The sequence below is a fragment of the Diaphorobacter sp. JS3050 genome (assembly GCF_013154915.1).
Lineage (GTDB): Bacteria > Pseudomonadota > Gammaproteobacteria > Burkholderiales > Burkholderiaceae_C > Diaphorobacter > Diaphorobacter nitroreducens.
This window is the reverse complement of sequence record NZ_CP053553.1, coordinates 3,529,209-3,543,485: the sequence shown is the minus strand read 5'-3', so window position 1 is coordinate 3,543,485 and position 14,277 is coordinate 3,529,209. Positions and strand designations below refer to the sequence as shown.

13 protein-coding genes are annotated in these 14,277 nt (G+C 67.2%); 12 read left to right on the top strand and 1 reads right to left on the bottom strand.

Annotation, left to right across the window (positions count from 1 at the left end; translation table 11 throughout):
• Positions 1-4: 4 nt before the first annotated feature.
• Genes HND92_RS16880 through HND92_RS16850 form a run of 7 tightly spaced genes read left to right on the top strand, consistent with a single transcriptional unit; the run spans position 5 to position 7,555 of the window.
• A complete protein-coding gene (locus HND92_RS16880; RefSeq protein WP_015914318.1) occupies positions 5-1,609 on the top strand; it encodes a carboxyl transferase domain-containing protein in 1,605 nt (534 codons plus the stop codon).
• 10 nt (positions 1,610-1,619) lie between these two features.
• Positions 1,620-2,129 carry a DinB family protein gene (locus tag HND92_RS16875; RefSeq protein ID WP_172208632.1) on the top strand — a complete coding sequence of 170 codons (510 nt, stop codon included), beginning with the start codon at positions 1,620-1,622 and terminating at the stop codon, positions 2,127-2,129.
• Positions 2,126-2,908: an enoyl-CoA hydratase/isomerase family protein gene (locus HND92_RS16870; protein WP_011806852.1), complete on the top strand. Its 783-nt coding sequence runs from the start codon at positions 2,126-2,128 to the stop codon at positions 2,906-2,908. Before HND92_RS16875 ends, HND92_RS16870 begins: the two co-directional genes overlap by 4 nt.
• Positions 2,909-2,914: 6 nt before the next feature.
• Entirely contained in the window at positions 2,915-3,634 is a 720-nt protein-coding gene (locus HND92_RS16865; protein WP_172208630.1) for a DUF4126 domain-containing protein, read from the top strand.
• Positions 3,635-5,653 (top strand): acetyl/propionyl/methylcrotonyl-CoA carboxylase subunit alpha, encoded by a 2,019-nt coding sequence (locus HND92_RS16860; RefSeq protein ID WP_172208628.1) that lies wholly within the window; start codon positions 3,635-3,637, stop codon positions 5,651-5,653.
• A 38-nt stretch (positions 5,654-5,691) separates the two neighbouring features.
• Positions 5,692-6,612 (top strand): glyoxylate/hydroxypyruvate reductase A, encoded by a 921-nt coding sequence (locus HND92_RS16855; protein ID WP_103738665.1) that lies wholly within the window; start codon positions 5,692-5,694, stop codon positions 6,610-6,612.
• Between the two features lie 28 nt (positions 6,613-6,640).
• On the top strand, positions 6,641-7,555 hold the full coding sequence (locus HND92_RS16850; RefSeq protein WP_172208626.1) for a hydroxymethylglutaryl-CoA lyase: 915 nt from the start codon (positions 6,641-6,643) through the stop codon (positions 7,553-7,555).
• 14 nt (positions 7,556-7,569) lie between these two features.
• Here the strand turns inward: HND92_RS16850 and HND92_RS16845 are convergent, their stop codons facing one another.
• A complete protein-coding gene (locus HND92_RS16845) occupies positions 7,570-9,090 on the bottom strand; it encodes a diguanylate cyclase (protein ID WP_172208624.1) in 1,521 nt (506 codons plus the stop codon).
• A gap of 325 nt (positions 9,091-9,415) precedes the next feature.
• Here HND92_RS16845 and HND92_RS16840 point away from each other — a divergent pair, with 325 nt between their 5' ends.
• From HND92_RS16840 to HND92_RS16820, 5 genes are all read left to right on the top strand, one after another.
• Positions 9,416-9,904 carry a YbaK/EbsC family protein gene (locus tag HND92_RS16840; RefSeq protein WP_011806846.1) on the top strand — a complete coding sequence of 163 codons (489 nt, stop codon included), beginning with the start codon at positions 9,416-9,418 and terminating at the stop codon, positions 9,902-9,904.
• Positions 9,901-10,185: a DUF1289 domain-containing protein gene (locus HND92_RS16835; RefSeq protein ID WP_172208622.1), complete on the top strand. Its 285-nt coding sequence runs from the start codon at positions 9,901-9,903 to the stop codon at positions 10,183-10,185. The genes HND92_RS16840 and HND92_RS16835 overlap by 4 nt, the downstream gene beginning before the upstream one ends.
• A complete protein-coding gene (locus tag HND92_RS16830; protein ID WP_103738662.1) occupies positions 10,182-10,835 on the top strand; it encodes a 2-hydroxychromene-2-carboxylate isomerase in 654 nt (217 codons plus the stop codon). The genes HND92_RS16835 and HND92_RS16830 overlap by 4 nt, the downstream gene beginning before the upstream one ends.
• Before the next feature lie 446 nt (positions 10,836-11,281).
• Positions 11,282-12,976 (top strand): MFS transporter, encoded by a 1,695-nt coding sequence (locus HND92_RS16825; RefSeq protein ID WP_172208620.1) that lies wholly within the window; start codon positions 11,282-11,284, stop codon positions 12,974-12,976.
• A gap of 238 nt (positions 12,977-13,214) precedes the next feature.
• Entirely contained in the window at positions 13,215-14,225 is a 1,011-nt protein-coding gene (locus HND92_RS16820; RefSeq protein WP_172208618.1) for a porin, read from the top strand.
• Positions 14,226-14,277: the final 52 nt, after the last annotated feature.

Below are 14,277 nucleotides of genomic sequence, written 5' to 3'. Positions count from 1 at the left end.
CGCCATGATTCTTGAATCCCAACTCAACCCGCGCTCGGCCGACTTCCAGGCCAATGCCGCCGCCATGCGCGCCGTGGTGGAGGACCTGCGCGCCCAGATCGAGCGCGTGTCCCAGGGCGGCGGCGAGGCCGCCCGCGCCAAGCATGTGGCGCGCGGCAAGCTGCTGCCGCGCGAGCGCGTGGAGATGCTGCTGGACCCCGGCACGCCGTTCCTGGAGATCGCCCCGCTGGCAGCCCTCAACATGTACGGCAACGACGCGCCCGGCGCGGGCCTGATCGCGGGCATCGGCAGCGTGGCCGGCATCGCCTGCATGATCGTGTGCAACGACGCCACGGTGAAGGGCGGCACCTACTACCCCATGACGGTGAAGAAGCACCTGCGCGCGCAAGAGATCGCGCAGCAGAACTGCCTGCCGTGCATCTACCTGGTGGACTCGGGCGGCGCCAACCTGCCCAACCAGGACGAGGTCTTCCCCGACCGCGACCACTTCGGCCGCATCTTCTACAACCAGGCCAACATGAGCGCGCAGGGCCTGGCGCAGATCGCCGTGGTCATGGGTTCGTGCACGGCCGGCGGCGCCTATGTGCCGGCCATGAGCGACGAGACCATCATCGTCAAGAACCAGGGCACCATCTTCCTGGGCGGCCCGCCGCTGGTGAAGGCCGCCACGGGCGAGGTCGTCAGCAGCGAAGACCTGGGCGGCGGCGACGTGCACACGCGCCTGTCCGGCGTGGCCGACCACCTGGCACAGAATGACCTGCATGCACTCTCGCTGGCGCGCGGGGCCGTCAAGAATTTGAATAGAAATCAGCCCGTAGCGCCCGCGGATCAAGCGCCAGTAGCTCCTAAATATGCAGCAGACGAGCTGTATGGCGTGATCCCCGTGGACACGCGCAAGCCCTTCGACGTGCGCGAGATCATCGCCCGCATCGTGGACGGCAGTGCGTTCGACGAGTTCAAGGCGCGCTACGGCAACACCCTGGTGTGCGGCTTCGCGCGCATCGAGGGCATGGCCGTGGGCATCGTGGCCAACAACGGCATCCTGTTCAGCGAAAGCGCGCAGAAGGGCGCGCACTTCATCGAGCTGTGCTGCCAGCGCAAGATTCCGCTCGTCTTCCTGCAGAACATCACCGGCTTCATGGTCGGGCGCAAGTACGAAAACGAGGGCATCGCCCGCCACGGCGCCAAGATGGTCACGGCGGTGGCCACGGCCAACGTGCCCAAGTTCACGGTGATCATCGGCGGCAGCTTCGGCGCGGGCAACTACGGCATGTGCGGCCGCGCGTACTCGCCGCGCTTTCTGTGGATGTGGCCCAACGCGCGCATCAGCGTGATGGGCGGCGAGCAGGCCGCCAGCGTGCTGGCCACCGTCAAGCGCGACGGCATCGAGGGCAAGGGCGGCAGCTGGAGCATGGAGGAAGAAGAGGCCTTCAAGACGCCCATCCGCCGCCAGTACGAGGAACAGGGCCACCCCTACTACGCCACCGCCCGCCTGTGGGACGACGGCATCATCGACCCCGCCGACACGCGCCGCGTGCTGGCGCTGGCGCTGGCGGCTTCGCGCCATGCACCGATCGAAGACATGAAGTTCGGCGTGTTCCGCATGTAAGGCGCGGTCCATGGATGCCGTCACCCATTTCAGCCGGCTCGCGCGCTACAACGTGTGGGCCACGGCGCGCCTGCTGGCAGCCGTGCAGGTGCTGCCCGAGGCGGACTACCGGCGCGACATGGGCCTGTTCTTTCGCAGCATCCATGGCACGCTCAACCATCTGCTGGTGGGCGAGCACCTGCTGTGGTTCGCGCGCTTTGCCGAAGGCGCGTCGCCCCGCATGGCGCTGGATGCCGAGGTGGAGAGCGATCGCGCGCGCCTGGCCGAGCGGCTGCGTGAAGGCGCCGCGCGCTGGGAGCCGCTGATCGCCGGCTTTGCGCCAGCGCGCTGGGAGGGTGCGCTGTCTTACACCACCACGCGCGGCACGCCCGCCGTGCTGCCGTTTGCCGCCACGCTGGCGCATGTGTTCAACCACGGCACGCACCACCGCGGACAGATCACGGCGGCACTCACCGCGCTGGGCCAGCCGTGCCCGTCGCTCGACCTTGTCTACTTCCTGCAGAACCCGGATACGCCATGAGCCAGAACCTTTCCATCACCCAATCGGGCGCGGTGGCGCGCATCACGCTGACGCAGCCCGAGATCCGCAATGCCTTCAGCGACGAAGTGATCGCAGAGATCACCGCGGCCTTCACGGAAGTCGGGGGCCGCGCGGACGTGCGCGCCGTGGTGCTGGCCGCTGAGGGGCCGGCCTTCTGCGCGGGTGCCAATCTGAACTGGATGCGCCGCATGGCCGACTACACGCGCCAAGAGAACCTTGCCGACGCCGCCAAGCTGGCCGAGATGCTGCGCGTGATCTACGAATGCCCCAAGCCCACCGTGGCGCGCGTGCAGGGTGACGTGTACGCCGGCGGCATGGGGCTGGTCGCGGCCTGCGACATGGCGGTGGCGGTCGATACCGCGGGCTTTTGCCTGTCCGAGGTGAAGATCGGCCTGATCCCCGCCACCATCAGCCCCTACGTGATCCGCGCCATGGGCGCGCGCGCCGCGCACCGCTACTTCCTCACCGCGGAACGCTTCAGCGCGGCCGAGGCCCTGCGCATCGGTTTCGTGCACCAAGTGGTCGGCGCAGAGCAGCTCGACGCCCAGGTGGACGAGCTGCTCAAGGCACTGACGGCCGCGAGCCCGAACGCCGTGCGCGCCTGCAAGACGCTGGTGCGCGACGTGGCCGGGCGCGAGATCGACGCCGCACTCATCGCCGCCACGGTGGAGGGCATTGCCGACATCCGCGCGAGCAGCGAGGGCCGCGAGGGCGTGCAGTCGTTCCTGCAAAAGCGCAAGCCGTCCTGGCTGGGCTGATCCGCCATGGACGCGCTCTGGCTCCAGATCGTGCAGTGGCTCCACGGCGTGGGGCTGCATGTCGATGCGGGTGCCGCCCAGGCGGTGGCCGAAGGGGCTGCGCGCGCCACGCAGCAGCTGGACATGCCCGCCCTGCTGGCGCTGGCCGCCGCACTGGGCTGGGCCAGCGGCTTTCGCCTGTACGCCGTGGTGTTCCTGGTGGGCATGATGGGCGTGGCCGGCTGGCTGGCGCTGCCGCCGGGGCTGGCGCTGCTGCAGCACCCGCTGGTGCTGATGGCCAGCGGCTTCATGCTGCTGGTGGAGTTCTTCGCCGACAAGGTGCCCTGGTTCGACAGCGCCTGGGATGCCATCCATGCCTTCATCCGCGTGCCCGCCGGCGCGCTGCTGGCCGCCGGCGTGTTCGGTGCCGACAACGCCACCATGGCGCTGGCCGCGGGGCTGCTGGGCGGCTCGCTCTCGGCCACGGCGCTGGCCACCAAGATGACCACGCGGGCGGCGGCCAACACCTCGCCCGAGCCGTTTTCCAACTGGGGCCTGTCGTTCTTTGAGGACGGCCTGGTCGTCGGCGTGGTCTGGCTGGCTACGCAGTATCCGCTGGCCTTCGGCATTGCGCTGGTGGTGATGCTGGCGTTGTCGGCGCTGCTGCTGGTGGTGCTGTTCAAGTTCCTGCGCGCCGTGCTGCGGCGCATTTCCTCATTCTTTTCCGATTCCGCCAAGGTGGCCTGAATGTTCCAAAAAATCCTGATTGCCAATCGTGGGGAGATCGCCTGCCGCGTGGCCGCAACCGCCCGCCGCATGGGCGTGAAGACCGTGGCCGTGTACTCCGACGCCGATGCCCAGGCCAAGCACGTGGCCGCCTGCGACGAGGCCGTGCATATCGGCGGCAGCGCCCCCAAGGACAGCTACCTGCGCTGGGAGCGCATCATCGAGGCCGCCCAGGCCACGGGTGCGCAAGCCATCCACCCAGGCTACGGCTTCCTGAGCGAGAACGAAGACTTCGCCCAGGCCTGTGCCGCTGCGGGGCTGGTGTTCATCGGCCCGCCGCCTTCGGCCATCAAGGACATGGGTTTGAAGGCCGAGTCCAAGCAGCTGATGGAGAAGGCGGGCGTGCCGCTGGTGCCTGGCTACCACGGCAAGGACCAGGACCCGCAACTGCTGCAGCGCGAGGCCGACCGTATCGGCTACCCCGTGCTCATCAAGGCCAGCGCCGGTGGCGGCGGCAAGGGCATGCGCCTGGTGGAAAAGAGCGAGGACTTTGCCGCGGCGCTGGCCAGCTGCCAGCGCGAGGCCATCAACAGCTTTGGCGATGATGCCGTGCTGGTGGAGAAGTACGTGCTGCGCCCGCGCCACATCGAGATCCAGGTGTTCGGCGACACGCAGGGCAACTGCGTCTATCTGTTCGAGCGCGATTGCTCCGTGCAGCGCCGCCACCAGAAGGTGCTGGAAGAAGCCCCCGCCCCCGGCATGACCGAGGCCCTGCGTCGCCAGATGGGCGAGGCTGCGGTGGCAGCCGCCAAGGCCGTGGGCTACGTGGGCGCGGGCACAGTGGAGTTCATCGTGGAACAGCCCGGCGGCTACGACGCGCCCGAGCAGATGAAGTTCTACTTCATGGAGATGAACACCCGCCTGCAGGTGGAGCACCCCGTGACCGAGGCCATCACCGGCGAAGACCTGGTGGAGTGGCAGCTGTGCGTGGCCAGCGGGCAGCCTTTGCCCAAGCGCCAGGACGAGCTGAAGATCATCGGCCACGCCATCGAGGCGCGTATCTGCGCCGAGAACCCTGACAACAACTTCTTGCCCGCCACCGGCCAGCTGCACGTGTACCGCAAGCCGGCATGCACCAGCTTCGAACGGGGCAGCGTGCGCGTGGATGACGGCGTGCGCGAGGGCGACGCCATCAGCCCCTTCTACGACAGCATGATCGCCAAGCTCATCGTGCACGGCGACACGCGCGCGCAGGCCCTGGCGCGGCTGGACGATGCGCTGGCGCAGACCCACATCGTGGGCCTGGCGACCAACGTGCAGTTCCTGCGCCATGTGGTGAAGAGCGATTCGTTCGCCCAGGCGCGGCTGGACACCGCGTTGATCCCGCGCGAAGAGGCCGTGTTGTTCGGCCAGGAGCGCGTAGGCCTGCCTTTGGCCGCGGCAGCCGCCGTGGCCAGCCAGTTGCAGCGTGAGCAGGCGCAGGAAGGCGCCAATCCGTTCAGCCGCCGCGACGGCTGGCGTTCGCTCGTAGCGTGCCGCCGGCGTTTCGAGTTCGACTTCAATGGCACACATGCCAAGGCCTGGCTGACCTATGAACGCGATGGCGGCTACCAACTGACCGTGGGAGAAGGCGAGGGAGCCGCGCGGGGTCCGCTGGCTTTCACGCCCTGGGCGGGCGGCCTGGACCTGCAATACGCCGGCCAGCGCACCCGCGCAACGGTCTATGCCCAGGGCGAGACCGACCACATCTTCACCCCCCGTGGCGCCACGCGCATCGAGGCATTGGACCTGCTGGCCCATGCGGGCGAAGCGGCCAGCGAGGGCGGGCGTCTCACCGCGCCCATGCCGGGCAAGGTGGTGTCGTTTGCCGTGCAGGCCGGCGACAAGGTGACCAAGGGCCAGCCCCTGGCGGTGATGGAGGCCATGAAGATGGAGCACACCATCGCCGCCCCCGCCGATGGCGTGGTGCAGGAGCTGCTCTACGCGCCAGGCGACCAGGTGGCCGAAGGCGCAGAACTGCTGCGGCTTTCCGCCGAGTGACGGCGGGGGCTTGCCCAGCCGCGGTACGCTCGTTGGCCATGAAGATCACCTTTTGCTGTACCGATACCAAGGCCGAACCCTGGCTGCAGGGGCTGGCCGCCGCCCTGCCGGGAGCCGACATTACCGTCTGGCAGCCCGGAGCCCCGCAGGCCGACTACGCCGTGGTCTGGGCACCGCCCCAGCAGTTCATCGACGAACAGCCCGCTTTGCGGGCGCTGTTCAACATCGGCGCGGGGGTGGATGCGCTGCTCAAGCTGCGCCTGCCGCCGTCCGTGCGCGTCGTGCGTCTGGATGACGCCGGCATGGCCGTGCAGATGGCCGAATACGTGTGCCACGCGCTGATCCGGCATTTCCGCGAGTTCGACCAGTACGAAGCCGCCATGCAGGCGGGCCAGTGGAGCTACCGCAAGCCGCGCCTGCGCCAGGACTTTCCTGTGGGCGTGATGGGCCTGGGCGTACTGGGCGAGCGCGTGGCGCGCGCGGTGGCGCAGTTCGACTTTCCCGTGCTCGGCTGGAGCCGCAGTCCGAAGCAGATGGCGGGCGTGCGCTGTTTCAGCGGGCAGGAGGGCTTCAACGAGTTCCTGGCCGCTACCCGCGTGCTGGTCAATCTGCTCCCGCTCACGCCCGAGACGCAGGGCATCATGAACCGCGACACGCTGGCCCGCCTCCTGCCCGGCGCCTACGTGATCAATGTGGCGCGTGGCGCGCACCTGGTCGAGGAGGACCTGCTCGCGCTGATCGCCGCCGGCCATGTGGCGGGCGCCACGCTGGACGTGTTCCGCACCGAGCCGTTGCCTGCCGGGCATCCCTTCTGGGGACATCCCAAGATCACCCTCACACCCCACACTTCGGCACGCACGCTGCGCGACGAGAGCATCGCCCAGATCGCCGGCAAGATCGCGGCGCTCGCGCGCGGCGAGGCCGTGGCCGGCGTGGTGGATGCCGGACGCGGCTACTGACGAATCCCTCACCCAAGGACACCCACCGATGAACCCGAACATCCCCTCCCGCGTCAAGCTTGTGGACGTGGGCCCGCGCGACGGGCTGCAAAATGAGAAGCACCCGGTGCCGGCGGCCGTCAAGATCGAATTGGTACACCGCCTGCAGCAGGCGGGCCTCAAGGAAATCGAGGTCACCAGCTACGTTTCTCCGAAGTGGGTGCCGCAGATGGCCGACAACCACGAGGTCATGCAAGGCATTACACGCATGCCCGGCGTGCGCTATTCGGTACTGACGCCCAACCTGAAAGGCTGGGAGGCGGCCGTGCTCGACAAGCCCGACGAGATCGTGGTCTTCGGCGCCGCCAGCGAGGCCTTCAGCCAGAAGAACATCAACTGCAGCATTGCCGAGAGCATCGAGCGCTTCGCCCCCGTGGTCGAAGCCGCGCGCGCCGCTGGCGTGTATGTGCGTGGCGCCATGAGCTGCACCGTGGGCTGCCCCTACGAGGGCGAGATTGCGCCCGAGCGCGTGCAATACCTGGCCGGGCTCATGAAGGGCATCGGCGTGCAGCACATCGGCGTGGCCGACACCATTGGCGTGGGTACGCCGCGCAAGGTGCAGCGCGCCATCGAGGCAACGCTCAAGCACTACGACCTGAACGACGTGTCCGGCCACTTCCACGACACCTACGGCCAGGCGCTGGCCAACACGCTGGCGGCGCTGGAGCTGGGCGTGTGGCAGTTCGACACGTCCGTGGCCGGCCTGGGCGGCTGTCCCTATGCCAAGGGCGCCACGGGTAACGTGGCCACCGAGGACGTGGTCTACATGCTGCACGGCATGGGCATCGAGACCGGTATCGATCTGGACCAGCTGATCGACGCCGGCGCCTACATCAGCGACTTCCTGGGCCGCAAGCCGCAGTCGCGCGTGGCCGTGGCGGTGCTCACCAAGCGCAAGGGCTGAGCGGCCAGCCGGCGTCAGGCCAACGGCAGAGCCGGCGCTGCCGGGTGCTGCGCCGCGTCCTTGTGCGCCTGCTTGGCCTGGTACATGCGCTGGTCGGCGCAGCGCATCAGCTCCGTCAGCGTGGGGCCGTCCTGCGGGCTGTGCGCAACGCCCGTGCTGCCGCCCACGCACAGTTCCTGGTGCTGGAAGTACACCGGCTGGCAGATAGCCAGCTCCAGATGCTTGACCAGCGCCGTCAGGGCGTCGCCCGCGGGCGCGTGGGCCAGCATGACCACGAACTCGTCGCCGCCCAGCCGGGCCACGATGTCGCCGGACCGCGTGTGCGTCTGCAGCCGTGTGGCAACGGCGCGCAGCACCTCGTCGCCGGCGTCATGGCCATAGGTGTCGTTGATGGGTTTGAAGCGGTCCAGGTCGAGCAGCAGCAGGGCGTGCGTGCCCCCTTCCGACAGTAGTTGCGTTGCGCCCTGGGTCAGCCCCATGCGGTTGGTCAGGCCCGTGAGAGGGTCGGTGGTCGCGGCCTTGGCCAGATGGTCCGCGCGCAGCCGCAGGGCGATCTGGGAGGCGTTCAGGCTGTCGATGCGGGTGCTCAACGCAACGGCGAACACCACCATCTCGGCCGCCACGCCGATCTGCAGGCCGTTGGCGAGCATGAAGGGCGCGTCAATCACCTTCCAGTTGCTCAGCACCACGCCGGCCACCGTGACGAACAGCAGCGCCTGCGCGCCCAGGTACCAGCGCGCGGGCGTGAAGCCTCGGCGCAGCACCAGAATGGCCGCGAGCGACGCGGCCGCGATGCCGGCGCTGGCCAGCAGTTCGTTCTGCGTCTGGGCGATGGCAAATTGCCCGAGCCCGCCGAGCACGGCGGTGAGCGCCGCCAGCAGGCCGATTGCCACCAGCACTCCGTCCATCAAGGGCGTCTGCCGGGTGTCCAGGAAACTGCGCGTGAACAGCGCGCCGAAGAACAGCCACAGGCTGGGCAATACGAAATAGCTGCGCTCCTGCCACCACGGCGCGTCGCCCCACAGGTAATGGGCCGTGTGGCCGTTGAAGGTGGCCAGCGTCAACAGCGCGAAGATGCACTGGCCGACGTAGAAGGTGTACGTGGTGTCGCGGAAGATGCCCACGAGTGTGAGGTTGTAGACCAGCAGTGCGATCAGGATGCCGTAGCAGATGCCGTCGAACAGCCGCTTGTGCTGGCGCCATTGCAGGTATTCGGCCGTGTCCCAGACGGACAGGTCGAAGGACGGCGCCGTCTCGCTGTACAGCCGGGCGTAGACCGTGTAGGTGCCCGGGCCCGGGGGCTGCAGGCGCATGAGGTAGCGCTCGCTGCCCAGGGGCCGCGTGGCGAAGGGCTGCGCCAGGCCCGTATGCACTGGCGGCGCAAGCGCCGTACCCGACGCATCGAACGGGCCGTAGAACCGCACGTCCTGCAAAGACGTGGTCTGGGTGGCCAGCACCCAGTCGCCGCTGGCCGCGCGCTGCTCCAGGACCACTTTGAACCAGTGGTAGGCCGGTGTGGCCCCGCGCAGCGGCATGCGGGGGGCGGGCCGAAGCGCGCATCGGTAGCCGCTGCGCGCACATCGTCGATGGTGAGGGTGCCCAGGTCGTCCACGAGCCACAAAAGCTGGCCGGTGCTTCCCAGCGATAGGCCCTTGCGGTGATCGTCCAGCACCGCAGGGGCGCCACCGGCCCAGGCCAGTTTGCCGACGAGAAGCCACAAGAGCAGGCAGGCGCGAAGCAGGTTCATGGACAATGGATGGCAGCCATCACACTGTAACCCCGCCTGGGGCTTGTGGTTGCGCCGAGGCACTCCGCATCCGTGCGTGCGCTTCGCCGTCCCAGGCCCCGGATTGCCCTGTTATGCACGCATTACCTGAAAGCACCCAGCGGGTGGCTGCCGAGTTGCAGCGCCTGCGCCACCCCCACGCGCCGCGCATGCTTGACGACGCCGCGCGCACCGCGCAGCAGGCGGCTGACGGGCTGGGCGTGGCGCTGGGGCAGATCGCCAAGAGCATCATCTTCCGGCGCAAGAGCGATGACGCGGCCGTGCTGGTCGTTACCTCCGGCGACCGGCGCGTGGACGAGAAGAAGGTCGACGCCCTCGTGGGCAAGACGGGCCGCGCCGACGCGGAATTCGTCAAGGCCAAGACCGGATTCGCCATCGGCGGCGTCTCGCCCGTGGCCCATTCCACCACGCCTGTCACCCTCATCGACCGCGAGCTGTTCCGCTTCGATGTGATCTGGGCTGCCGCCGGCCATCCCCACGGTGTGTTCCAGTTGAGCCCGCACGATCTGCAGCGGCTCACCGGTGCCCCGGTGGCCGACGTGGTGCAGGAGGTCAGCGCATGAGCGACGCCGCAGTGAATGCTTCTGAATTGATAGCTGCTCGCGCTTGTGAAATAAGCGCTAGAGGCCAATTTGGCTTAAATTCCCAGGAGCCGGTTCCGTCGCCCTGCGTGTCGGTCTGCCGCATGACGGCCGACCGCAGCCACTGCGAGGGGTGCTTCCGTACGATCGACGAGATCCGCGCCTGGTCGCAAGCCGATGGCGCCGCGCGCCGCGCGATCTGGACCGCCGCATTGCAACGCGCGGGGGTGGACCTTCCCGAAGAGCTGGAGCCACTGGCATGAAGCACATCACGTTCTACCTGGATTTCGTCTCGCCGTACGCGTGGCTGGCCTTCGAGCGGCTGCCGCAGGTACTGGAGGGGCTGAACTACCACCTGCACTACAAGCCGGTGTTGTTGGGCGCGCTGCTGCAGCAGCATGCCAACCCCGGGCCGGCCGGCGTGCCGCCCAAGCGCGACTGGACGTACCGGCACGCCACCTGGCTGGGCCATACGCTGGGCTGCGGTCTGGACATGCCGGCGCGCCACCCCTTCAATCCGCTGCCGTTGCTGCGCCAGGCGCTGGCGTGCAGCGACGATGGCACGGTCAACCGCTATGTCGCCGGCACCGTGCTGCGGCATGTCTGGCTGGGCGGGCAGGATGCGCTGGACCCCGCGCGCCTGGACGTGCTGGCGCAGGCCCTGGCAGAGCAGTTGCGGCCCGACGCCGAAGGCGCGGGCGCCCTGCCCAAGGCCCTGCTGCGCGCCAACACGGACGAGGCGTCGGCCCGTGGCGTGTTTGGCGTGCCGGCCTTTGAGGTGGATGGGCGCCTGTTCTGGGGGCTCGACAGCCTGCCCATGTTGCGCGCCTACCTGGACGGCGACGCGTGGTTTGACGGGCCGGCATGGGATGCGGCCCCCGCGGTGCCATCGGGCCTGCCTTCCGTGCGCTGAAGCGCATTCCTCGGCGGCGGCCGACGGGGCCGCGGCAGGCGTTCCAGGGCGCCGCAGACAGCGTTCTGCGGCGCCTTTTTGCATGGGGCCGTGCCCAGCACTGTGCGGCGGGCGTGGGTTTGTCATGCGTCAAGGGTTTGTCCTAGGGAGGGCAAACCCTGGCGAAAAACTGCGGGGTTACCCGTGTCTGGTGCCGTGCGCGGGACTCACCGCAGCCTCGCGCAGTCCAATTTTTCGCATCAAGAAAAACGATCTGCGGGTTGCCACGGAGTTTGTCAGATGGCCGTAAGACTGGGGTGGCGGCAGCGTTTGGCGCATGTCAGCTTTCGGTCAGATGGCGGCCCGATATTGCGTCGCAAGCACCGCAGAGTGCTTCAGATCGTCGGTTTTTCGCGCTTTCTTACGCGCATTTTCGATTCCATCCCAATAAGCAGGAGACAGCATTCATGGCTACCAGCACTGCATACGCCGGCCGCCCCGGCGCTGCCGCCCGACCGATGTCGGCGGAAGAAAAGAAGGTGATCTTCGCCTCGTCCCTCGGCACCGTGTTCGAGTGGTACGACTTCTACCTCTACGGCTCGCTCGCGGCCATCATTGCCAAGCAGTTCTTCAGCGGGCTGGATGCTGGCGCGGCGTTCATCTTCGCGCTGCTGGCCTTCGCGGCCGGCTTCCTGGTGCGCCCGTTCGGCGCGCTGGTGTTCGGCCGCCTGGGCGACATGATCGGGCGCAAGTACACCTTCCTGGTGACCATCCTGATCATGGGCATCTCGACCTTCATCGTCGGCATCCTGCCCACCTACGCCAGCATCGGCATCGCGGCACCGGTCATCCTGATCGCGCTGCGCATGCTGCAAGGCCTGGCGCTGGGCGGTGAATACGGCGGTGCGGCCACCTACGTGGCCGAGCACGCCCCGCACGGCCGCCGTGGTGCCTACACCTCGTGGATCCAGACCACGGCCACGCTGGGCCTGTTCCTGTCGCTGCTGGTCATCCTGGGCACGCGCACCGCCATGGGCGAGGCGGCGTTCAACGACTGGGGCTGGCGCATTCCGTTCCTGGTGTCGATCCTGCTGCTGGGCATCTCGGTGTGGATCCGCTTGTCGCTGTCCGAGTCGCCGGCCTTCCAGAAGATGAAGGCCGAGGGCAAGACCTCCAAGGCGCCCCTGTCCGAATCGTTCGGCCAGTGGAAGAACCTGAAGATCGTGATCCTGGCGCTGGTGGGCCTGACGGCTGGTCAGGCCGTGGTCTGGTACACCGGCCAGTTCTACGCGCTGTTCTTCCTGACGCAGCAACTCAAGGTGGACGCCGTCACGGCCAACCTGATGATCGCCGCGGCCCTGCTGATCGGCACCCCGTTCTTCGTGGTGTTCGGCTCGCTGTCCGACAAGATCGGCCGCAAGCCCATCATCATGCTGGGTTGCGTGCTGGCCGTGCTGACCTACTTCCCGGCCTTCAAGATGCTGACGGAAGCCGCCAACCCCGACCTGGCCAAGGCCCAGGCGACAGCGGGTGTCGTGGTGATCGCCGATCCCGCCACCTGCTCGTTCCAGGGCAACCCCGTGGCACGCGAGATCGACTTCAAGAGCTCCTGCGACATCGCCAAGCGCTACCTGGTGCAGAACTCGGTGAGCTATGAGAACGTGGCCGGCCCCGCGGGCTCGCCCGCGGTCGTGAAGATCGGCGAAAAGACCATCACCGCGCCCACCGGCAACGTGGTCAACCACAAGTTCGACGAGGCAAGCGTGAAGGCCATCGCCGCCTTCAAGAAGGAGATGGCCGAAGACCTGAAGCTCGCCGGCTACCCCTCCAAGGCCGATCCCGCCAAGATGAACAAGGTGATGATGATCGTCATCCTGACGTATCTGGTGATCCTGGTGACCATGGTGTACGGCCCCATCGCGGCCATGCTGGTGGAACTGTTCCCCACGCGCATCCGCTATACCTCCATGAGCCTGCCGTACCACATTGGCAATGGCTGGTTCGGCGGCCTGCTGCCCACGACATCGTTCGCCATCGTGGCGTCCACCGGCAATATGTATAACGGCTTGTGGTACCCCATCATCATCGCCGGCATGACGGCAGTGATCGGCACGCTGTTCATCCGCGAAACCAAGGACGTGGACATCTACGCCAACGACTGACCTCGTTCCGCTCTTTTGTCAGGGTTTTCCCTGGCTGAGCCCTGCCGCCACACCTTTGCCTGTGCGAAAGTGTGGCGGCAATACGTCAGGGGTATTACAGGCGGGACTTTCCTCTGTGTTGGCCCAGATGGTTACACCTAGAATTTGCGCCGTAGCTGCACATTGTGCTAATCGGCTCCCTGCGGGCGGCGAGCTGTGCCTACCACAACTGATGGACACAAGCATTCAAGGAACTCAAATGCAAAAACCAAGTCGTTTGCTGCTCGCTACCCTGGCTCTGCTGGGTACTTCCGCTGTTTTCGCGCAAAGCAGCGTGACCCTGTACGGCCGCGTGAACACGTCGGTGGAACGCCAGAAGGTCGGCGGTACCAGCAACACCGTCATGCAGAACAACGCCTCGCGCTTCGGCTTCAAGGGCACTGAGGACCTGGGCGGCGGCCTGAAGGCCGGCTTCCAGCTGGAAAGCGGCTTCAACTCCGATACCGGCACGGGCTCGGGCTGGACCCACCCCACTACCGGCATGACCTTCGCCCGCCAGAGCGAAGTGAACCTGTCCGGCGGCTTCGGCATGATCCGCCTGGGCAACTTCATGCCCGAGTCGTACTACGCTACGGCCGACTACGTGAGCATGCACAACCATGACACGGGCACGTCTTCGGACGCTCTGTACTACGATCCCGTGTGGTTCGGCGGCCTGAGCACCACCAACAAGATCGGCTATCGCACGCCCAGCTTCGGTGGGCTGACGGTGGACGCTTCCGTCTCGTTGCATGAGAAAAACGCTGCCATTCCGCAAAAGAATGGCTATGACCTGGCTGCCAACTACAACATCGGCGCGCTGAACCTGGGCGCCGGCTACAGCCAAGTGGACAGCAATCGCCAGCTGGGCCTGCGCGCGTTGTACACCTTCGGCCAGTTCGTCGTGGGTGGCTACTACCAGCGTAACAAGGACGACAACCAGCTCCTCGCCACGGGCGCAGGCAACCGCAACAACTTCCGCCTGGCGGGCGCCTACATGATGGGTGCTTCCGAGTTCCACGTGAACGTGGGCCGCGCTGGCAAGTGGAGCGACATTGCCGACAGCTCCGCTACGCAGTGGACCCTGGGCTACAACTACAACTTCAGCAAGCGCACCAAGGTGTACGCTTTCTACACGAAGGTGGACAACAAGGCAGGTGCTACCTACATGACGGGCGCCGCTGGCCAGGACTTCAGCTCGCTGGCGCTGGGCGTTCGCCACAACTTCTGATGCACCGGCAGCGTAAGCTGCATGCAATGCAAGCCTGATTCAATGGAGTCGG

What these genes read in the sequence shown, in the direction of transcription:
- HND92_RS16880 (WP_015914318.1), top strand. Translation starts at nt 5, where the DNA reads ATGATTCTTGAATCCCAACTCAACCCGCGCTCGGCCGACTTCCAGGCC.
- HND92_RS16875 (WP_172208632.1), top strand. Translation starts at nt 1,620, where the DNA reads ATGGATGCCGTCACCCATTTCAGCCGGCTCGCGCGCTACAACGTGTGG.
- HND92_RS16870 (WP_011806852.1), top strand. Translation starts at nt 2,126, where the DNA reads ATGAGCCAGAACCTTTCCATCACCCAATCGGGCGCGGTGGCGCGCATC.
- HND92_RS16865 (WP_172208630.1), top strand. Translation starts at nt 2,915, where the DNA reads ATGGACGCGCTCTGGCTCCAGATCGTGCAGTGGCTCCACGGCGTGGGG.
- HND92_RS16860 (WP_172208628.1), top strand. Translation starts at nt 3,635, where the DNA reads ATGTTCCAAAAAATCCTGATTGCCAATCGTGGGGAGATCGCCTGCCGC.
- HND92_RS16855 (WP_103738665.1), top strand. Translation starts at nt 5,692, where the DNA reads ATGAAGATCACCTTTTGCTGTACCGATACCAAGGCCGAACCCTGGCTG.
- HND92_RS16850 (WP_172208626.1), top strand. Translation starts at nt 6,641, where the DNA reads ATGAACCCGAACATCCCCTCCCGCGTCAAGCTTGTGGACGTGGGCCCG.
- HND92_RS16845 (WP_172208624.1), bottom strand. Translation starts at nt 9,090, where the DNA reads ATGCCGCTGCGCGGGGCCACACCGGCCTACCACTGGTTCAAAGTGGTC.
- HND92_RS16840 (WP_011806846.1), top strand. Translation starts at nt 9,416, where the DNA reads ATGCACGCATTACCTGAAAGCACCCAGCGGGTGGCTGCCGAGTTGCAG.
- HND92_RS16835 (WP_172208622.1), top strand. Translation starts at nt 9,901, where the DNA reads ATGAGCGACGCCGCAGTGAATGCTTCTGAATTGATAGCTGCTCGCGCT.
- HND92_RS16830 (WP_103738662.1), top strand. Translation starts at nt 10,182, where the DNA reads ATGAAGCACATCACGTTCTACCTGGATTTCGTCTCGCCGTACGCGTGG.
- HND92_RS16825 (WP_172208620.1), top strand. Translation starts at nt 11,282, where the DNA reads ATGGCTACCAGCACTGCATACGCCGGCCGCCCCGGCGCTGCCGCCCGA.
- HND92_RS16820 (WP_172208618.1), top strand. Translation starts at nt 13,215, where the DNA reads ATGCAAAAACCAAGTCGTTTGCTGCTCGCTACCCTGGCTCTGCTGGGT.